The organism is Tepidiphilus baoligensis, from assembly GCF_012911495.1.
Taxonomy (GTDB): Bacteria; Pseudomonadota; Gammaproteobacteria; order Burkholderiales; family Rhodocyclaceae; genus Tepidiphilus; species Tepidiphilus olei.
Genome location: NZ_JAAAUB010000001.1, coordinates 314229 through 333930, shown reverse-complemented (window position 1 = coordinate 333930; position 19702 = coordinate 314229). Strand labels below are relative to the sequence as shown.

The 19702-nt window shown below is 66.3% G+C and carries 19 protein-coding genes, 1 pseudogene and 1 riboswitch; of the genes and pseudogenes, 14 read left to right on the top strand and 6 right to left on the bottom strand.

Translation table 11 applies throughout. The features are described 5' to 3' along the window. Window positions 1–9: 9 nt before the first annotated feature. Window positions 10–972 carry a tRNA (adenosine(37)-N6)-dimethylallyltransferase MiaA gene (miaA, locus tag GV368_RS01685; RefSeq protein ID WP_169114907.1) on the top strand — a complete coding sequence of 321 codons (963 nt, stop codon included), beginning with the start codon at window positions 10–12 and terminating at the stop codon, window positions 970–972. Here the strand turns inward: miaA and purM are convergent. After that, on the bottom strand, window positions 969–2033 hold the full coding sequence (gene purM, locus GV368_RS01680) for a phosphoribosylformylglycinamidine cyclo-ligase (protein WP_142810651.1): 1065 nt from the start codon (window positions 2031–2033) through the stop codon (window positions 969–971). The genes miaA and purM overlap by 4 nt on opposite strands. 126 nt (window positions 2034–2159) lie before the next feature. Here purM and GV368_RS01675 point away from each other — a divergent pair, with 126 nt between their 5' ends. From GV368_RS01675 to panC, 9 genes and pseudogenes are all read left to right on the top strand, one after another. After that, complete coding sequence (locus tag GV368_RS01675; RefSeq protein ID WP_142805250.1) at window positions 2160–3242, top strand: AI-2E family transporter; 1083 nt, start codon at window positions 2160–2162, stop codon at window positions 3240–3242. Further along, window positions 3239–3973 carry a DnaA regulatory inactivator Hda gene (gene hda, locus GV368_RS01670; RefSeq protein WP_169114905.1) on the top strand — a complete coding sequence of 245 codons (735 nt, stop codon included), beginning with the start codon at window positions 3239–3241 and terminating at the stop codon, window positions 3971–3973. Before GV368_RS01675 ends, hda begins: the two co-directional genes overlap by 4 nt. A 2-nt stretch (window positions 3974–3975) precedes the next feature. Then, on the top strand, window positions 3976–4671 hold the full coding sequence (locus GV368_RS01665; RefSeq protein ID WP_169115005.1) for a histidinol-phosphatase: 696 nt from the start codon (window positions 3976–3978) through the stop codon (window positions 4669–4671). Beyond that, a complete protein-coding gene (pcnB, locus tag GV368_RS01660; RefSeq protein WP_169114903.1) occupies window positions 4668–6044 on the top strand; it encodes a polynucleotide adenylyltransferase PcnB in 1377 nt (458 codons plus the stop codon). The genes GV368_RS01665 and pcnB overlap by 4 nt, the downstream gene beginning before the upstream one ends. After that, window positions 6041–6540 (top strand): annotated as a pseudogene (gene folK, locus GV368_RS01655) (2-amino-4-hydroxy-6-hydroxymethyldihydropteridine diphosphokinase). The gene pcnB and the pseudogene folK overlap by 4 nt, the downstream one beginning before the upstream one ends. Continuing rightward, on the top strand, window positions 6537–6899 hold the full coding sequence (locus GV368_RS01650; protein WP_169114901.1) for a DMT family protein: 363 nt from the start codon (window positions 6537–6539) through the stop codon (window positions 6897–6899). Before folK ends, GV368_RS01650 begins: the two are co-directional and overlap by 4 nt. A gap of 2 nt (window positions 6900–6901) precedes the next feature. Further along, window positions 6902–7540: a deoxynucleoside kinase gene (locus GV368_RS01645; RefSeq protein WP_169114899.1), complete on the top strand. Its 639-nt coding sequence runs from the start codon at window positions 6902–6904 to the stop codon at window positions 7538–7540. Between the two features lie 69 nt (window positions 7541–7609). After that, window positions 7610–8428 (top strand): 3-methyl-2-oxobutanoate hydroxymethyltransferase, encoded by an 819-nt coding sequence (gene panB, locus GV368_RS01640; protein WP_169114897.1) that lies wholly within the window; start codon window positions 7610–7612, stop codon window positions 8426–8428. A gap of 18 nt (window positions 8429–8446) precedes the next feature. Further along, window positions 8447–9283: a pantoate--beta-alanine ligase gene (panC, locus tag GV368_RS01635; RefSeq protein ID WP_169114895.1), complete on the top strand. Its 837-nt coding sequence runs from the start codon at window positions 8447–8449 to the stop codon at window positions 9281–9283. Between the two features lie 10 nt (window positions 9284–9293). Here the strand turns inward: panC and GV368_RS01630 are convergent, their stop codons facing one another. The 4 genes from GV368_RS01630 to GV368_RS01615 all read right to left on the bottom strand — a co-directional run bounded on the left by GV368_RS01630 (window position 9294) and on the right by GV368_RS01615 (window position 15661). After that, the gene (locus GV368_RS01630; protein ID WP_169114893.1) at window positions 9294–11093 is read right to left on the bottom strand and encodes a TonB-dependent receptor domain-containing protein; all 1800 of its coding nucleotides are present in this window, start codon (window positions 11091–11093) and stop codon (window positions 9294–9296) included. A 67-nt stretch (window positions 11094–11160) separates the two neighbouring features. Continuing rightward, a riboswitch (cobalamin riboswitch) is annotated at window positions 11161–11375 on the bottom strand. A 6-nt stretch (window positions 11376–11381) separates the two neighbouring features. Continuing rightward, complete coding sequence (gene pepN, locus GV368_RS01625) at window positions 11382–14150, bottom strand: aminopeptidase N (RefSeq protein ID WP_169114891.1); 2769 nt, start codon at window positions 14148–14150, stop codon at window positions 11382–11384. Window positions 14151–14160: 10 nt separating this feature from the next. Next, window positions 14161–14604, bottom strand: coding sequence for an RDD family protein (locus GV368_RS01620; protein WP_169114889.1), 444 nt, complete (start codon window positions 14602–14604; stop codon window positions 14161–14163). Window positions 14605–14869: 265 nt separating this feature from the next. Further along, on the bottom strand, window positions 14870–15661 hold the full coding sequence (locus GV368_RS01615) for a class II glutamine amidotransferase (protein ID WP_169114887.1): 792 nt from the start codon (window positions 15659–15661) through the stop codon (window positions 14870–14872). A 131-nt stretch (window positions 15662–15792) separates the two neighbouring features. Here GV368_RS01615 and rplU point away from each other — a divergent pair, with 131 nt between their 5' ends. The 4 genes from rplU to proB all read left to right on the top strand — a co-directional run bounded on the left by rplU (window position 15793) and on the right by proB (window position 18691). Continuing rightward, a complete protein-coding gene (gene rplU / locus GV368_RS01610; RefSeq protein ID WP_028874848.1) occupies window positions 15793–16104 on the top strand; it encodes a 50S ribosomal protein L21 in 312 nt (103 codons plus the stop codon). A gap of 24 nt (window positions 16105–16128) precedes the next feature. Beyond that, window positions 16129–16392, top strand: a complete 264-nt coding sequence (rpmA, locus tag GV368_RS01605; protein WP_028874847.1) for a 50S ribosomal protein L27 — start codon at window positions 16129–16131, stop codon at window positions 16390–16392. 93 nt (window positions 16393–16485) lie between these two features. Further along, a complete protein-coding gene (cgtA, locus tag GV368_RS01600; protein ID WP_169114885.1) occupies window positions 16486–17571 on the top strand; it encodes an Obg family GTPase CgtA in 1086 nt (361 codons plus the stop codon). Continuing rightward, window positions 17558–18691 (top strand): glutamate 5-kinase, encoded by a 1134-nt coding sequence (gene proB / locus GV368_RS01595; RefSeq protein ID WP_142810143.1) that lies wholly within the window; start codon window positions 17558–17560, stop codon window positions 18689–18691. The genes cgtA and proB overlap by 14 nt, the downstream gene beginning before the upstream one ends. A gap of 1 nt (window position 18692) precedes the next feature. Here the strand turns inward: proB and GV368_RS01590 are convergent, their stop codons facing one another. Continuing rightward, window positions 18693–19589 (bottom strand): AEC family transporter, encoded by an 897-nt coding sequence (locus GV368_RS01590; RefSeq protein WP_194240855.1) that lies wholly within the window; start codon window positions 19587–19589, stop codon window positions 18693–18695. Between the last annotated feature and the right edge of the window lie 113 nt (window positions 19590–19702).

Here is a 19702-nt window from a genome sequence, read left to right as displayed (position 1 = left end):
GGAAAGAAGATGTACACCCCACTGACTCGGAACGACATCCCCTGCATCCCCTGGTTGCTCGGCCCCACGGCCAGTGGCAAGACCGCCTTCGCGCTCGCGCTCGCCGAGCGTTTTTCGCTCGAGATCGTCAGCGTCGACTCGGCGCTGGTCTATCGCGGCATGGACATCGGCACCGCCAAACCGACTGTGCAGGAGCGCGCGCGCGTGCCGCACCACCTGCTCGACCTCGTCGAGCCGGAAGAAGCCTATGGGGCGGCGCGCTTTCTCGCCGATGCGCTCGCGGCGATCGGGGAAATCCTTGCCCGCGGACGGCTGCCGCTACTGGTAGGCGGCACCATGCTCTACTTCAAGACGCTCAGAGACGGCCTCTCCGACCTGCCGCCGGCCGATCCGCGGTTGCGCGCCGAGATCGACGCGCGGGCCGCACGCGAGGGCTGGCCGGCGCTCCACGCCGAGCTCGCCTGCCTCGACCCTCAGGCCGCCGCCCGGCTCGCTCCCACCGATGCGCAGCGCATCCAGCGCGCGCTCGAGATCGTCCTTGTCACGGGCGAACCGCTCGCCGCGCGCTACGCCCGCCGCAGCACCCCCGATCACGGTTACCGCTGGCTGCCGCTCGCGCTCGTGCCCACGGATCGGGCACGGCTGCACGAGCGCATCGCCGAGCGCTTCCACACGATGCTGCACGCCGGATTCGTCGAGGAAGTGATGCGGCTGCGGCAGCGTCCAAATCTCACGCTCGCCCACCCGTCCATGCGCGCGGTGGGTTACCGCCAGGTCTGGCAGTACCTCGAAGGCACGATGGGCCGCGAAGCGATGATCGAAGCCGGCATCGCCGCCACGCGGCAACTGGCCAAACGCCAGCTCACGTGGCTGCGCCAGTTCGGCGAGAACTGGCCCGAGCTGCGCCGCTTCGATCCCTTCGCCCCGGAGACGCCACGGCGTTTGGCCGAAGCGCTGGCGGAAATGCGTTAGGCCGGAGAGCCCACGATGCGCGCCTGCGGCTCATCCCCCACGCGCGGCACCACCTCGCCGATGCGATAAACCGTCTCACCCTGCGCGCGCAGCAGGGCTTCTACCGCCCCCGCCTGCTCGGGTGCGACCACGAGCACCATACCGATGCCGCAGTTGAAGACACGGGTCATCTCCGCCTCGGCCACCTCGCCCTGCTCCTGCAGCCAGCGAAAGAGTGCCGGCCGGGGCCAACTCCCGAGATCGATGTGCGCGGCGAGCGGCTCGGCCAGGATGCGCGGCACGTTCTCCCTGAGCCCCCCGCCCGTGATGTGCGCGAGTCCCTTGAGCGCACCGGGCAGCTCGCGCAGCAACTCGAGCACACTGCGCACGTAGATGCGGGTAGGCGCCATCACCGCCTCGCGCAGCGGCTTGCCGTCGAGCACGAGTTCGGCATCGCGCGCCGCGTCCGCGCCGTAGCCTGCCTTCGCGAGCACGCGGCGGATGAGAGAATAGCCGTTCGAGTGCGCACCACTGGAAGCCAATCCCAGGAGCACGTCGCCGGCAACGATGCGCGAACCGTCGAGGATGGCCTCCCGCTCGACCGCCCCGACGGCGAATCCGGCCAGGTCGTACTCCCCTTCGGGGTACATGTCGGGCATCTCGGCCGTCTCGCCGCCGATCAACGCGCAGCCGGCGAGCTCACAGCCGCGCGCGATGCCGGCCACCACCCGCGCCGCCACCTCGACGTCGAGCTTGCCGCAGGCGAAATAATCGAGAAAAAAGAGCGGCTCGGCCCCTTGGACGAGGATGTCGTTCACGCTCATCGCCACAAGGTCCTGCCCCACCCCGTCGTGCATCCCCCAGGCAAAGGCGAGTTTGAGCTTGGTACCCACCCCATCGGTGCCGGAAACGAGCACGGGATCGCGATAGCGCCCACCGAGCGCGAAGAGCGCCCCGAATCCGCCGATACCGGCGAGCACTTCCGGGCGCATGGTGCGCGCCGCCAAGGGTTTGATGCGCTCGACCAAGGCATCTCCCGCATCGATGTCTACCCCAGCATCCCGATAAGTCAATCCTGTCACGTCGGCTCCTCTTGCTCAGCGTCCGGTTCCCCGGCGATAATTGACCCCTATATATCACTATCACGAGGCGGCCGTTCCGACCGAGTCCTCGCTCATGGCGAACGATCCAAAATTGTACGACACCGCATGAACGGCACACCCTCCATCCGCACAGAATTTTGGCTGTGGGGCGGGCTAGCGGCGCTCTTCGCGTTCCTCCTCTACTCGCTGCTGCCGGTACTGACCCCCTTCATCATCGGCGCAGTGCTCGCCTATATTTGCGGCCCCATCACCGACCGGCTCGAGGCACTGGGTCTGCCGCGCACCCTGGCAGCCTGGCTCACCATCCTCATCGTCGGCTTCCTGCTCGTAGCCGTCGTCTTGCTCGTGCTACCGCTCTTCTGGCGCCAGATCGCCATCTTCGTCCAACAGTTACCCGATTTGCTGGGGCGTCTCGATTCGTTCCTGCAGCACGTCGGGCAGCGCATCGGGGTCGACGTCGATCGCATCGACCCCGAGTTCGTGCGTGAATGGCTCAAAGAGCACTGGGACAGCGCACAAAATTGGCTGTTGCTGCTGCTGGGCAAACTCAGGAGCGGTGGCGCCGTGCTCATGGCTACGCTCATCAACCTCGCCCTCATTCCCCTGGCGATGTTCTATCTCCTGGTGGAAGCGCCGCACCTGCGTCGCACGCTGCTGCGCCTGCTGCCTCGACACTGCCAACAGCCCGCAGCGAAAAAGATGCGCGGAATCGACCGAGTGCTCTCCGAATTCCTCCGCGGACAGCTGTCGGTCATGGGCTCGCTCGCACTCTACTACAGCATCGGCCTGAGTCTAGCCGGGCTCAATTTCGCGCTCCCCATCGGAATCATCACGGGGTTGATCGCCTTCATCCCCTACGTGGGCTACGGCACGGGGGTGGTCCTGGCGGCATTGGCTACCCTGATTCAGGGGCCGGAGCCCATGCTCGTGGTGCCCGTCATTCTCGTCTTTACGTTGGGTCAAGTCCTGGAAACCTATGTCCTCACGCCTCATCTCGTGGGCGAACGCATCGGGCTTCACCCACTCGCGGTGATCTTCGTGCTGATGGCCTTCGCCCACTGGTTCGGTTTCGTCGGCATGCTCATCGCGCTGCCCACCGGCGCAGTGCTACTCGTCGTCCTGCGCGATCTACTCGCAGCATGGAAGCGCAGCAGCCTCTACCGCGGTCGCCCCGGAGGAGGCACGTGAGCACCCAGCTCGTGTTCGACTTCTTCGACGACGCGGCGCCGACTTTCGAACGTACCGTGATCGGCCGCAATGAGGAGCTGGTGGCGAGGCTGCAAACCCTGGTACTGGAGCGAGACAGCGGCCCGCTGCCCCCCTCGCACCTCTACCTCTGGGGAGCCTCGGGCTGTGGTCGCACCCACCTTTTGATCGCCACCGCCGAATTCGCCCAACGCAACGCCCGCCCGGTGCATTATGTCGCCGCCGAACATTTTCTTGGCGAAGCGCTGCCGGAGACGCCCGGAGCGATCCTGCTCATCGACGACGTACAGCGCGCCGATTCCGTCCTGCAACATGCGCTCTTCAACGCCTACAATCGTGCGCGGGAACTCGAGCAGCGCCTCGTGGTCACTGGCGACACCCCACCACGCAATCTCGGGTTGCGCGAGGATCTTCGCACCCGCATCGGCCAGAGCCTCGTGTTCCACGTCGAGCCGCTCGACGATGCCCAGCGGCTCGGTTTCCTGCAACAATGGGCCCAGGCGCGCGGCATGCAGCTCGAGCGCGACGTGGCGACTTACGTGCTGCATCGCATCGAACGCGACCCACGGCGGCTCGCCGCCTTCGTCGCGGCGCTCGATCGTCGCTCGCTCGAGCGGCAGCGCCCCGTAACCGTGGCGCTCGCCCGCGAAGTGCTCGCAGAACTGGGCGGGCAACCCCAAGGCGGCGAACCCGGTACAATGGCAAAGGAATGAAAGTGAACCTCACCCTCTTCGATCTCGACAACACCCTGCTCGCCGGCGATTCGGACTTCGAGTGGGCACAGTTCCTGATCCGCCGAGGTCTGGTCGATGCCGAGCTCTACGAAGCGAAGAACGCCGAGTTCTATGCCCAGTATCAGGCCGGCACACTCGACATCCACGCCTTCCTCGATTTCCAACTCGCCCCGCTCGCGCGCCACGAACGCCGTGAGCTGGAGGCGCTGCACGCCGAATTCATGCGCGAAGTGATCGAACCCATGATGACGCCGGCGGCCAAAGCCCTGGTACGCGATCACTTGGCCGCTGGCGACGTGGTGGCGATCGTCACCGCCACCAACGCCTTCGTCACGGGGCCGATTGCGCGCGCTTTCGGTGTCTGTCACCTCATCGCCACCATCCCCGAGCAGCACAACGGGCGGTTTACCGGCCGCTGCCGCGGCACGCCGGCCTTCCAGGCGGGCAAGATCGAGCGCGTCGAATCCTGGCTCGAATCGCTGGGGCTGTGGTGGACGAATTTTTCCTGCACTACCTTCTACAGCGACTCGCACAACGACCTCCCCTTGCTCGAACGCGTCGCCGAACCCGTGGCCGTCGATCCGGACGAACGGCTGCGCTCGCACGCACTCCGCCACGGCTGGCGCATCCTGTCGCTACGCCAAGCCGAGCCTTCCTCGGTCACGAGACATCCATGATCCGCAAACTCATCAAAAAAGTCATCGCCAAAGTCACCAAGCCGAGCGCCTCGACCCCGGCCGTTTTACCGGCCGCGCGCTACGGCATCACTCCCGAGCACATTTCCCCCGGCGCCCGCCTCGTGTGCGAGACGCTACATCGTCATGGCCATCAAGCCTATGTCGTGGGCGGCGCGGTGCGCGACCTGCTCTTGTCGCGCACGCCCAAAGACTTCGACGTCGCCACCGACGCCCACCCCGAGCAGGTACGAGCCCTTTTTCGCCGCGCCCACATCATCGGGCGCCGCTTCAAGATCGTGCACGTCTATCACGGCAGGGAAACGGTGGAAGTCACCACCTTCCGCGGCCTGCTCGATCCCGACCGCGCCCCCGTGGATGCGCACGGCAGGCTCCTCGACGACAATGTGTTCGGCACGCACGCCGAGGACGCCCAGCGGCGCGACTTCACCATCAATGCCCTCTATTACGATCCGGTGGCGGGCGTGCTGCACGACTTTCACCATGGCGTGGGCGACATCGAGGCGCGTACCCTGCGCGTGATCGGTGATCCCGAGCAACGCTATCGCGAAGACCCGGTGCGCATGCTGCGCGCCGTACGGCTCGCCGCCAAGCTCGATCTCCTGATCGATCCGGCCGCCCGTGCCCCCATCCGGCGCCTCGCCCCGCTCTTGGAGAACGTCCCACCCGCGCGGCTCTTCGACGAAGTGGTAAAAATCCTTACATCCGGCCATGCGCTCGCCTGCCTCGAACGACTGCGCGAGGAAGGATTGCACGGCGGGCTGCTGCCAGTGCTCGACCTCGTCTTCGACCACCCTTCCGGCGAGCGCTTCGTGCGCCTCGCCCTGGAAGACAGCGACCGGCGCATCCGCGAAGGCAAGAGCGCCTCGCCCGCCTTCAGCTTCGCCGCCCTGCTATGGCCCCGGGTGCTCGAAGAATGGCGCCGACGCCAGGCTCAGGGCGAACCGGTCTTCCCTGCCATGGAAGCCGCGATGGACACCGTGCTGGAGACGCAGGCCGAGTCGCTCGCGATCACGCGCAAGCTCGCCGGCGACATCCGCGAGCTGTGGATGATGCAACCGCGCTTCGAGCGGCGCGCCGGCAAAGCCCCCTATCGCCTCATCGAGCAGCCGCGCTACCGCGCTGGCTGGGATTTTCTCTCGCTGCGCGCCAAGGCGGGCGAAGTGCCCGAGGAACTGCCGCGCTGGTGGCAGCGCTTTGCCTACGGCGATGAGACCGAGCGGGCGGCGCTACTGCGTGAAGCGCGAAGTACCGGCGAGACACCGGCCAAACGCAAGCGCCGCCGCCGGCCGCGCAAAGCGCAATCGGCCGTGCGCGAGATGACCGGGATCACCCCTACGCCGGATGCTCCATGACCCCCGTCCTCGCCCATGTCGCGCTCGGGGCCAATCTCGGTGACGCCGAAGCCACGGTACGCGCGGCGATCGCCGCCTTGGGACGATTGCCCGACACCCAGCTCGTTGCCGCCTCCTCGCTCTACCGCACCGCGCCGGTAGGCGTTCCCGAGCCGCAGCCGGATTACATCAACGCGGTGGCGCGCGTGGCGACGACGCTGCCGCCGGAGGCCTTGCTCGACGAGCTCCTCGCCCTGGAAGCGCGCTTCGGCCGGATTCGCCCCTACCGCTGGGCACCGCGCGCGCTCGACCTCGACTGCTGCTCTATGGCGCCGTCGTGCTCGACACGCCCAGCCTCACCTTGCCCCATCCTCGGTTACACCGGCGCGCCTTCGTGCTCGAACCGCTGCTCGAACTCGACCCCACCCTGGAAGCACCGGGGCTGGGGCCGCTGTCGGCCTGGCGTGAGCGGCTGAGCGACCAGGACGTCGAACGCCTCCTACCCCATCCCGCATGAACGCGCTCTCTCACCTCCCTCTCTGGCTGCAAACGGCGCTGCTGCTTTCCGCTTCCAACCTCTTCATGACTTTTGCCTGGTACGGTCACCTCAAGCATCTGGCCGACCGGCCGTGGTGGCTCGCCGCGCTCGCCTCTTGGGGCATCGCTTTTTTCGAGTACATGCTGCAGGTACCGGCCAACCGCATCGGCGCCCAGGCGCTCGCCCTGCCGCAGCTGAAGCTGATGCAGGAAGTGATCACGCTCGCCGTGTTCGTGCCGTTTGCCATCTTCTACATGAAGCAACCGCTCAAGCTCGACTACCTCTGGGCCGCGTGCTGTCTGCTCGGCGCCGTCTATTTCACTTTCCGGACGACCTGACCATGCTCGACAAAGCCCGCTACCTCGTCATCGAAGGCCCGATCGGCTGCGGCAAGACGCGGCTGGCGCAGAAGCTCGCCGAAACGCTCTCCCTGCAACTGGTGCAGGAAGCGCCCGAGCGCAATCCCTTCATCGGCCGGTTCTATCAACACCGCGACCGCTGGGCCTTGCCGCTCCAGCTCGACTTTCTCTTCCAGCGGATCGAGGCGCTCTCGTCCGTGGCCCAGATGCTCGCCGCCGGACAGCGCGTGGTGAGCGACTTCATGCTGCAGAAAGATCCCCTCTTCGCCGAGCTCAACCTCGAACCGGACGAACACGCCCTCTATCGGCGCATCCATGAGCGGATCGTGCCTGCGAATCTGCCGCAACCCGATCTCGTCATCTACCTGCAGGCCCGCCCCGAGACGCTGGCCGAACGCGTCGAGCGTCGCGCCTGGACGGTCGAGCGCGGCATCACGCTCGATTACCTCACCGAAGTCTGCGCCGCCTACGCCCGTTTCTTCTACGATTACAGCGCCTCCCCCTTGTTCATCCTGGATGCGGAAGTGCTCGACCCCATCCACGAATCGGGCGACTTCGCCCTTGTGCTCGAGCGCCTGCGCGAGATGCGTAGCCACCGCGAGTATTTCGGCTACGCCTGAGCGGCGCGGGTTGTGCGTCGCGATGAAATGCGCCACAATCGCCCGCGTTCCCGTTGTACGGAGGAGGCGATGAGCGCCCAACCCCTGGATGACAAGCCCGTCACCCTCACTCGACTCGCCGAGATGCGTGCCGCCGGCGAGAAGATCGCCATGCTCACTTGCTACGACGCGAGTTTCGCCACGCTCCTGGAGCGTGCCGGCGTTGATGTCCTGCTCGTGGGCGATTCGCTGGGCAACGTCGTGCAAGGGCAGAAGAGTACCCTGCCGGTGACGATGGCCCACATGGTCTATCACACCGAATGCGTGGCCCGCGGCGCCCGGCGCGCCTTCATCGTCACCGATCTGCCGTTTGCCTCTTACCAGGAAAGCCCGCAGCAGGCGCTACGCAACGCCGCCGCCCTCATGGCCGCCGGGGCGCAGATGGTCAAGCTCGAAGGCGGGCAAGTGATGGCCGAGACGGTGCGTTTCCTCGTCGAACGCGGCATTCCGGTGTGCGGGCACATCGGCCTCACGCCGCAGGCCGTGCACCAGCTCGGCGGCTATCGCGTGCAGGGGCGCAGCGAGGAAGACGCGCGCCGCCTCCTCGAAGACGCCCTGGCGCTGGAAGAAGCCGGAGCGGCGCTCCTCGTCATCGAGATGGCCCCGCGCACCCTGGGTGCCGAGATCAGCGCCAAACTGTCGCGCACGGCCACCATCGGCATCGGCGCCGGGCCTGAGTGCCACGGCCAGGTCTTGGTACTGCACGACATGCTGGGCATCTACCCCGGGCGCAAGGCGCGCTTCGTCAAGAATTTTCTCACCGGCCGCGATTCGGTCGAGGAAGCGGTGCGCGCCTACGTGCGCGAAGTGAAGGAAGGGACGTTTCCCGCCCCGGAACACTGCTACTAGAGGCTTTAGAGGCTTGCCATGACCACGATTGCACCGCTCACGACCGTGGCCGAAGTCCGCGCCCTGCGGCCCTCCCTGGGACGCGTGGTGCTGGTGCCGACCATGGGCTGCCTGCACGAAGGGCACCTCGCCCTCGTGCGCCAGGCCAAGACGCTCGCCGACACGGTGGTGGTGAGCATCTTCGTCAACCGCCTGCAATTCGGTCCGAACGAGGATTTCGACCGCTATCCGCGCACCCTGCCGCGCGACCTGGAGCTGCTCGCCGCCGAAGGCGTGCGCTACGTCTTCGCCCCCAGCGAGGCGGAAATGTACCCCGAACCGCAGACCTACACCGTGGCGCCTCCGCCCGAGCACACCGACATCCTCGAAGGCGCCGTGCGTCCCGGGCATTTCCGCGGTGTGGCCACCGTGGTCACCAAGCTCTTCGGCATCGTGCAGCCCGAAGTCGCTCTCTTCGGCAAGAAGGACTACCAGCAGCTCATGGTACTGCGCAACCTGGTGCGCCAGCTCGCCCTGCCGGTGACGATCGTCGCCGGCGAGACGGTGCGCGCCGCCGACGGCCTCGCGCTCTCCTCGCGCAACACCTATCTCTCGCAAGCCGAGCGTGCCGAGGCGCCGCGCCTCTATCGTGTCCTCACGCGCATCGCCCAGGCCGTGCGCGCCGGAGCCGCCGACCATGCCCGGCTGGAGGAGGAAGCAATGGCCGAGCTCGCCGCCCACGGCTGGCAGCCGGACTACGTCACGGTACGCCGCCGCGTCGACTTGCAGCCCCCCGCGCCCGGCGAGCGGGAACTCGTCGTGCTGGGCGCCGCGCGCCTGGGCAGTACGCGGCTCATCGACAACCTCGAGATCTGAATCGCGCGCTTCAGCGCGGCGTATAGCGCAACCCCACGAAGGCGCTCAAGCCGGGCGTATTGTAGCCTCGCGCGCTTTCGTAATTCTTGTCGAAGAGGTTGTCGATGCGCGCCTCCAGCTTCAAGTCCGGCGCGAAACGATGGCTCGCCACGAGGTTGAAGAGGCTGTAGGCGCCGAGCTCGTCGCTCTTGGTATTGTCGTTGTAGCGCCGTCCCACGCCGACCCACTCGAGGCCGGCATTCCACGCCCCCCACTGGCGCCACAGCGAGGCAGTGGCACTGTGCCGCGCGCGGCGCGCGAGTGGTTTGTCGGTGGTCTCATCGATCGCTTGCAACCAGTCGTAGCTCGTGCGCCACTGCCAGCCCGCCGCAGCCCCTTCATAGGCGAGCGTGGCACCTTCGAAGCGCGCTTCACTAACGTTGAAGAAATCAGAGACCACCCAGCCGATCAGGTTTCTCACCCGGTTGTGGTAATAGGTGAGCGAAGCCGACTGCTGGTCTCGTTCCCATACGAGCGCGACTTCGCGGTTGCGCCCTTTTTCCGGCTCCAGATGCGGATTGCCGTAATTAGGATGAAAGAGCTCGTAGAGCGAAGGCGCTTTGAAGGACGTCCCGAGGCTCGCGTGGGCGCGCCACTCGCGCGCGATCTGATAGCCGTAGGCGAGCGCATAGGTATCCTGTCCCCCGAAGGTCGAATGCTGGTCGTGCCGCGCGCTCAGCTGCCAGCGGTGCGGCCCGAGGTTAGCACTCCAGGCAGCCACGGCCGAGTTGATGGCGATCGATTCCTCGCTCGGCGCATCCCCTAACCACGGTGCCTTTTGCTCGAAGCGCTCGAGCGCGAGCATCGCCCGCCCCAGCGGAAGCGCCACGTCGTTCTGCCAGCTGTATTCGTCGTTCTCGGTACGAAATCGGCTGAGCCCGGAAGAGACGTGTTTTTGCCAATCGAGGGTGTGCCCGATGCGCAAGGTGCTCGTCCACGCATCGGTCAGCGCGTTACGCGTATAGACCTGCCACTGCTGCGTACGAAAATCCTGGTATGCATTATAACTATCATCATAATGTGCCCTCCCGTCGTTTTGCCGCAGCACGAAACCCATCTCGTGGCCGGCAAGCGGCGTGAGCACGAGCGAGGCGGTGCCACCGCGGTTGCGGTAGGCGTCGTCGTCCGCGTCCTGCCCAGAGGCATTTTTCATGGCGGAGAAGCCGCCGCTATGGCTTTGCTGGAAATCCGCCCGCAAGCGGACGAGTTCGTTGCCCGCGGACAGACCGACGCTGCCCTGCGCCGTGTCGTACGAACCGTAACCGGCAAACGCCTCGGCCGACAGACCGGGCGCACCGCGCCGGGTGAAGATCTGGATCACGCCGCCGATGGCATCCGCCCCATACATCGTCGCGGCGGGCCCGCGCAGGATCTCGATGCGTTCGACGTCGGCCAAGGAGAGAAAACGCAGGGGCGAGCCGCTGGAGTCAATGGAATTGATGGGGATGCCATCGACCAGCACCTTGGTCTGGTTGGAATTCGTACCACGCACGTAGAGGCTGGCCGACGTCCCAGGCCCCCCGCTGCGCGCCATCTGGATGCCGGGTTGACGCGCGAGCAGATCGATGATGGTCTCGCTTCCCGCGCGCTCGATCTCCTCGCGCTCGATCACCGTGACGTCGGCAAGGATCTCGGAGACCCGCGTCTGCTGCCGCGTGGCCGTCACGACGACCGGCTCCAGCGCCTCCTGGGCCCCGACTCCGAAAGAAAAAGACGACAACAGCAGGCTAGGCGGCAACGCGGCCACCAAAGATTTGACGAAGCGATTCACATGATTCCCCTCGGCCGGCCACCCCGCCGGCCCGAATGGAAAGCCCACCGCAGGCGGATTCACGCGCCTGCGCCCTGCGTTCCTGGCCGGTCTCCGGGCTCGCGAGATTTGACGCGCCGCCTTCCCGGGCATCAAGCCCAGTGGCATTTCGGCGCGCCCGCACTCGCCTACCGTTGCGGGGGCAGCAGCGGATTTGCCAGACAAACACATCCGGCGCACCGCTTTCCCGTTTCACCGCGCCGGGAGAACCCCGGCCGCGGCACCAGAAACGTGAGGGGTGATTCTACCTCAAGGCGCCACGACCTCCTCGTCGGCCATGCGATCGAGGATCTCGCGCACTTCGGTCGAACGAACCTGGCGGCGGGTCGCCTCCAGCACGGGCGCGAAGGCAGCGCGATATGGTTCGGCCCAACGCCGCCAACGCTCCAGCGCCCGGGCAAGGCGCGATCCCACGATGGGGTTGGTCGCATCGAGCCGCAGCACCGCTTCCTGCCAGAAGGCCCAGGCCGGATCGCCCGCCGCGCAGGCTTCGGCGAGATTGTTGGCGAAGAAGTTGAGCACCAAGGCGTAGACCTTGTTCGGGTTGGTCCAGCGAAACGCCCGGTGCTCGGTCAAACGCTGCACGCGCGCGAGCACTGCCCCCGGAGCACCATGCCAGGACCAGCGCATCGCCTGGCGGGCGAACCACTTGTCGAGCACCAGATCGTCTTCGGCATAGCGCGACTCGAAGGCGGAGAGCAGCGCCTCGCCCAGCGCCTCATCGGGGTGCGCGAGCGCCGCATCGAGCGCCGCCAGCCGCTCGGTGAGATTGTCGGCGGCGGCAAACGTGCGCGAGCAGCGTTCGTCCTCACCCAGCAGCGCCTCCATGCGCCAGGCAAACGCGGCGAGCGCACGCCGGCCAGCCTCCAGGGGATCGTAGCGATAGGGGCGTGCAGATCCGCAATCCCGCCAGCGCGGCCACAGATCGCGTCCAGCCCGGGCAAGGTCGATCGAGGACCGCACCAGCGCAGTACGCAGGCGCACCGGATCGGCCGGCGTCATCGTCTCCAGCAGCCAGCGCTCACCGGGCAATGCCGCGGCCTTGACGCGGAACATCGCATCGAGCGATTCATCGGCGAGCAGCTGTTTCCAGGCCGTGACGAAGGTCTCGTCGAGCGTTTCGGTTTCGCCCCGGGTCAGCCGCAGCACCTGGCGCTGCGCCCAGCTCTGCGCCGCATCCCAGCGGTTGAAGGCGTCTGAATCGTAGGCCATGCGATGGCGCAGTGCCTCGTCCGGCTCCTCGAACACCAGGCGCACCGGCGCCGAGAACCCCCGCAGGAGCGAAGGCACCGGCTTCGGCCCCGGCGGCAGGCCGATGAATTCGAGCGTGAGCGCCTCGTCAGTCAGGGTGAAGAGGCGGGTCGTCGCGCCCACGGCGGAATCGCGCGGCGCGATTGGCCGCATCCCTCCGGCTGGCGGCGCTTCGGGTGCGGGTACAGCGTCGCGCTCGTCGGCGAGCACGAGCGGCAGGTCGCGGCCGTCGGCACCGAGCAGCCCCAGGCGGACGGGCAGGATCACCGGCCCATTCTCCGGCTGTCCGGGCGTGGGTGGGGTGAATTGCCGCAGATGCAGCGTGTAGCGCCCTGCGTCGCCGTCCCAGTCTTCCTCGACCACCAGCCGCGGGGTCCCTGCCTGTTCGTACCAGCGCAAAAACGGCGTCAAATCGACGCCGTTCGCCTCGGCCATCGCCGCGACGAAGTCCTCGCAGGTCACCGCTTGGCCATCGTAGCGCTCGAAGTAACGATCCATCCCGGCGCGAAAGCCTTTTTCCCCCAACAAGGTGTGCAGCAGCCGGATCACTTCGGCGCCCTTTTCATACACGGTGGCGGTGTAGAAATTGTCGATGGCGCGGTAGGATTGGGGGCGGATGGGATGGGCCATCGGCCCCTCGTCTTCGGGGAACTGCGCCGTGCGCAACGTCTGCACATCCTCGATGCGTTTCACCGCCCGGGCCGAATCCGCTCGCTCGGGCCCCACGGCCTGGGCCAGCTCGTCGGCACTGAACTCCTGCTCGCGGAACACCGTGAGCCCTTCCTTCAAAGTAAGCTGGAACCAGTCGCGGCAGGTGATGCGGTTTCCCGTCCAGTTGTGGAAATACTCGTGCCCTACCACGGCTTGCACGGCGGCATAGTCCGCATCGGTGGCCGTCTCGGGGCTCGCCAGCACGTATTTCGTGTTGAAGATGTTGAGCCCTTTGTTCTCCATCGCCCCCATGTTGAAATCCGACACCGCCACGATCATGTAGCGGTCCAGATCCAACACGCGGCCGAAACGCCGCTCGTCCCAGCGCAGCGCCGCCTCGAGCGATGCCAGCGCCCAACCCGCCCGCGGCAGATGCTCGGGTTTGACCCACACCTGCAGCAAGGAGCGACGCCCATCGGCCAGCCCCACTTCCCGCTCGATGGCTTGCAAATCGGCCGCCACCAGCGCGAAGAGGTAGCTCGGTTTGGGGAAGGGATCGACCCATACCGCCCGATGCCGCCCTCCGGGCAAACGCACCGTCTCCTGCAGATTGCCGTTGCTGAGCAGCACCGGATAGCGCGCCTCGTCTGCTTCCAAGGTCACGTGGAAACGGGCCATCACGTCGGGACGATCGGGAAACGGCGTGATGCGACGAAACCCCTGCGCCTCGCACTGCGTGAAGAGGCCCGTGCCCGAGCGGTACAGCCCCGAGAGTGCCGTGTTGCGCGCCGGATGAATGCGCACCACCGTTTCCACCCACGCCTCGGGTGCGCGCGCACCATGGAGTCGCAGGCTGACATCGTCGTGCACGAAGCCTCGTCCCCCCGGCCCGGACTGCGGCGAAAGCGGCTCGCCATCGAGAGCCACCGAGACGAGCTCGAGCTCCTCGGCATCGAGTACGATCGGCTCCTCTTCGCTCACCCCCTCCCCGCGCAGGCAGTGCAGCCGCGCCCGTACCTCGGTCGTCTCCTCGTCGAGCGTAAAGGAGAGCCATACCTCGCGCACCGACCACTGCGGCGGCCGATAGTCCTCGCGTCGGATCAGATGTTCCGTCATGGTTCGTTCCTCATCGTTTCGGCGGCAGCAGCACGAGTCGCGTGCCGGCCAACCGGTCATGCAAGAATTGTCCCTCGGTATCGACCAGGGCCCACAGCACCCCAAGCCCCGTCAGCCACGAAGGCCAGCAGAGCACATAGCGCCACGAGCACTGCCCCAGGCGCGGCGGCGCACCCTCAGGGGTCACCAGGCGCAAGCGCCAGGTCTGCATCGCCAGCGTCGCCCCCAGGCGCCACCAGCAGCCGACGAAATAGGCACCCAACAGCACGAAAAGGTGGAGAAAAAGCCAACCGCCGGCGGCGATCTTTCCCCAGAGCGTCCCGACCAGGATCCACGGCAGCATGAATCCGACCCCTACGATCCCCCCCAGCAGCAGGAGCTCGTAGAGGGCGGAAGCCAGCCGCCGTGGCAGCGGCGCGAGCACCGCCACGGTCTTGCATCCCTCGTTCTCCATGTTTCGCTCCGAATTGGTCAATACAGATGCCGTAAGGCATGGAAGAGGCGCTGTTCACCACCACGTTCACGGCCGTCTCGGCGAACCCTCCGTTGGTGAAGAGCCGAAAACCCTCCCACGGCCAAGATCCCTACACCCGGCTGCGGCACCACCCGCACCGCCGCCCACGAGGCACTCCCGGCCAACACGGCCCAGAGCAAATGAGACTTATGAGTCATTGCAGGATGAGCATCGTTCCCGTTTAAATCAATGAGCACGGACTCTATCATTTTCCCAGAGTATAGGTCTGCACTTCCTCCACCGCCCCCTCGCAAAAGCTCACCAGCGTCCCCGGCGGAATCGGAGTCCAGGTTTCGTTGTCGGTGAGCGGAGTGGTGGCGATCACCGCCACGCGATCCCGAGGCGTGGTCACCTCGCTGAAGTCCATCGTCAAGTCCTCGTCACACAGATGCGCCGCAGCAAAGGGCGCCTGCCGCACGAGATGGCACAGACGGGTCGAGGCGTGCGCGTAGAGCCGCTCACCGTTGGAGAGCAGAAAGTTGAATTCCCCGTGCGCGGCGATTTTCCCCACCACCTCGCGCAGCGTGGCGAAGAGCGCCGCGGGTGCCGGTGGTCCATCGGGAAAACGCCGTGCCAAGGTATCGAGCAGGTGGCAGAAGGCCCGTTCCGAATCGGTATCCCCCACGGGCAGGAAACGGCCGCTCAAAGGAGGCGCATAGTCGAGGAGATTGCCGTTGTGCGCAAAGACCCAATAGCGTCCCCACAGCTCGCGCACGAAAGGGTGCGTGTTCTCCAGCCGCACCACCCCTTGCGTGGCCTTGCGGATGTGGGCGATCACGTTGAGCGAACGGATGGGGTAGTGGCGCACGAGCTCGGCGATCGGCGAATCTGCGCTCGGCTGTGGATCGAGGAAGACGCGCACGCCGCGGCCCTCGAAAAAAGCGATCCCCCAGCCGTCGCGATGGTGGTCGGTGCGTCCGCCCCGCGCGCGGAAGCCGGTGAAGGAAAAGCAGATATCGGTGGGAACGTTGCAGTTCATGCCAAGCAGCTGGCACATAGACAGACCTCACGAGGACGACGTGGTAACGACGGAAGACAGTCTAACGCAACCGGACTTTTGCTTGACCATGACTCCACCTCTCGTTATAATTTCATGTTCTTCCATACTCTTTTTTTCGGAGCAGCGCCATGTACGCGGTCATAAAAACCGGCGGCAAGCAGTATCGCGTCACCGTCGGCGAAAAGATCAAAGTAGAACAGATACCTGCTGAAGTGGGCGCCGAAATTTCCCTGGACCAGGTCCTGATGGCCGGTGAAGGTGATTCGGTGAAAATCGGCACGCCCGTGCTCGAAGGTGCGCGCGTGAAGGCCACGGTCGTCGCCCACGGCCGGCACCCCAAAGTGCGCATCTTCAAGATGCGTCGCCGCAAGCACTACCAAAAGCACCAAGGCCACCGGCAGAATTACACCGAATTGCACATTCAGGCGATCGAAGCCTGATCCCCTTGCGCGAGGACAACGACCATGGCACACAAAAAAGCGGGCGGCAGTTCCCGTAACGGCCGCGATTCCGAATCGAAACGGCTCGGCGTGAAGCGCTACGGCGGCCAATTCGTGATCGCCGGCAACATCATCGTGCGTCAGCGCGGCACCCAGTTCCACGCCGGCGACAACGTCGGCGTCGGGCGCGACTACACGCTCTTCGCCCTGAAAGACGGTATCGTCGAATTCACCGTCAAAGGCCCGAAGCAGCGCCGCTACGTCACCATCCGGCCGCTCGAAGCCTGATTCACTGCGCCGCCACCGCGGCCCGAAAGTTCGTGATTGTGCGGAAAGCCTCGTCCGGCGCACCGGGTGAGGCTTTCCCTCTTTGGAAGACCCATGAAATTCATCGACGAAGTCCGCATCGAAGTCATTGCCGGCAAGGGAGGCGACGGCTGTGCCTCGTTTCGCCGGGAAAAGTTCATCCCCAAGGGCGGGCCCGACGGCGGTGACGGCGGACGCGGCGGCAGCATCTGGTTCGAGGCCGACGAGAATCTCAACACCCTCATCGACTACCGCTACACTCGGCTCTTTCGCGCCAAGCGGGGCGAAAACGGTCGCGGCAGCGACTGCTACGGCGCCTCCGGCGAGGACATGACGCTGCGCGTGCCGGTCGGCACCCTGATCTTCGACGACGAGACCGGCGAGCTCCTCGCCGACCTCGCCCGGCCGGGCGAGCGGGCGCTCATCGCCAAAGGCGGCCGCGGCGGGCTGGGCAACCTCCATTTCAAGTCGAGCACCAATCGCGCCCCGCGCCAGCGCACCCTCGGCGAGCCGGGCGAACACCGCCTGCTGCGCCTCGAACTGCGCGTGCTCGCCGACGTGGGGCTGCTGGGGCTGCCCAACGCGGGCAAATCCACGTTCATCCGCGCCGTCTCCGCCGCGAAGCCCAAAGTGGCCGACTATCCTTTCACCACGCTCCACCCCAACCTCGGCGTGGTCCGCACCGACGTCAACCACAGTTTCGTCATCGCCGACATCCCCGGCCTGATCGAAGGGGCGAGCGAAGGCGCCGGACTCGGTCACCGATTCCTGCGTCACCTGCAGCGCACGCGCCTGCTGCTGCATCTCATCGACCTCGCCCCCCTCGACCCGGAGGCCGACCCGGTGCACGATGCGCACGCGCTCGTCGAAGAGCTGCGCCGCTACGACGAGGCGCTCGCAGCCAAACCCCGCTGGCTCGTGCTCAACAAGATCGACCTGATCCCGGAAGACGAACGCGAGGCCCGCATCGCCGCGTTTCTCGACGCCTACGGCCCTGCGCCGCGCCACTTCGCCATCAGCGCGGCCACCGGTGAAGGCTGCCAGGCGCTCGTCTATGCGGTCCAAGAAACGCTCGATGCGATGAAAGCCGAAACGCCCGCGCTCCAGGGTCCGGAAGACGCCCTGGACGACCTCGACGAGGCCGAGCATGACGAATCCTGACCGCCGCGCAGCGCTCGCCGCCGCCAAGCTGCTCGTCGTCAAGGTCGGCAGCGCCCTCGTCACCGCCGACGGCCGTGGTCTGGATCACGAGGCGATTCGCGGCTGGGCGGCCCAGATCGCCCGCCTCTTCGACGAAGGACGGCGCGTGTGCCTCGTCTCCTCGGGAGCGATCGCCGCCGGCATGCAGCGCCTGGGCTGGACGCAGCGCCCCAAAGAGACGGCGCTGCTGCAAGCGGCCGCCGCCGTCGGCCAAGCGGCATTGGTCGATACCTACGAGTACGCCTTCCATCCCTACGGTCGCCATACGGCCCAAATTCTCCTTACGCACGCCGATCTCGCCGATCGCACGCGCTATCTCAACGCCCGCAGTACCCTCAAAACCCTGCTCGATCTGGGCGTGGTGCCCATCATCAACGAGAACGACACCATCGTCACCGACGAGATCAAGTTCGGCGACAACGACACGCTCGGGGCCTTGGTGACCAACCTCATCGACGCCGACGCCCTCTTCATCCTCACCGACCAGCAAGGGCTTTACACCGCCGATCCGCGCGTCCACCCCGAAGCCGAACTCGTGCGCGAGGGCAACGCCGAAGATCCGCGCTACGCCGCCATGGCCGGCGGTGCCGGCTCCGCGATCGCCAAGGGCGGCATGATCACCAAGATCCGCGCCGCCGCCCGTGCCGCCAAGAGCGGGGCGCACACCGTCATCGCCTCCGGGCGCGAGCCCGAAGTGATCGTGCGCTTGGCCCACGGCGAGGCGCTGGGTACGCTCCTCTACGCCGAACGCAGTCGACTCGCTGCCCGTAAGCAGTGGCTCGCCGATCATCTCAAGCTCGCCGGCACGCTGCACGTCGACGCCGGCGCCGCCCGGGCGCTACGCCAAGGCAAGAGCCTGCTGCCAGTGGGCGTGACCCGGGTAGAAGGAGAATTCGTGCGCGGCGCCGTCGTCGCCTGCCTCGACCCCGAAGGGCATGAGATTGGCCGCGGTCTCATCAACTACGACGCCGCCGAAGCCCGCGCCATTATCGGCCTGCCCTCGCGCCGGATCGCCGAGCGGCTGGGTTATATGGCCGAGCCCGAGCTCATCCACCGCGACAACTTCGTGCTCACCGGCTGATTCATCGCAGCAGGCTCAGAATCCCCCCCAGCGTGAGCGCCGAACCGAGCGTGGTGAGCGAGATGAGGCGCGCCACCGCCGGCGCATCTCCCCCGAGGCGGCTCGCCAAGATATAGGCCGAGCTGGCCGAAGGAAGTGCCGCGAAAAGAATCAGCATCTCGCGCGCCAAGCCCTCGATCCCCCACCACGTGGCGATGCCCCAGGCGATTGCCGGCAAGGCCAGCAGCTTGATCGCCACGATACCCCAGGATGCGGGCCGCAAGAGCGAACGATCGATCCGCAACGCAGCTCCTACGCCGATCAGCCCCATCGCCACTGCCGCCGCCCCCAAGCGCCCGAGCAGGGTATCCATGGCCGCCGGCAAGGAAAACCCGGCGAAATGATAGGCCGCCCCGGCCAGGGTGGCCAACACCAGCGGATTCGTCCCCAACGTGCGCAGCGTGACGCGCACGCCGCCGCGGCTCATCGACCCCACTGCCAAGACGTTTACCAGCGGCACCATCGTGCCGCACACCGCGCCCATGAGCGCGGAGCCGCTCGCCCCGGCCAACTGCCCGGCGAGCGCCATGCCGATGTAGGTATTGAATCGGTAAGCGCACTGGATCTGCGACGCCGCGCGCACCGGATTGGGATCGATTGCACGTCGAAGCATCCAACCCAGCGCAAAGCCGGCCAGCACCGTCACTGCGGCCGCGCCGAGCAAGGCCAGCGCCCCCGCGCCCAATGCCGGCGCGTTCGCCAGCGAGCGAAAGAGCATCGCGGGGAAGAGCACGTAATACACCAACCGTTCCACACCGCTCCAGAATTCCGGCTGCACCATCACCCAGCGCGCCAGGATCGCTCCCAACACGATCAAGGTGAAATCCGGCAAAACGAGCAAGAACCCATCCACCGTCATGCATCCTCCGTCGACCAAACCCGTCATTGTACGGACTCTCGCCCCCGGGGCACGACATGCTCGGATGAATCCGTACCGGGCGATTTTGACCTCTGCCCCTTGAATTACCCCTC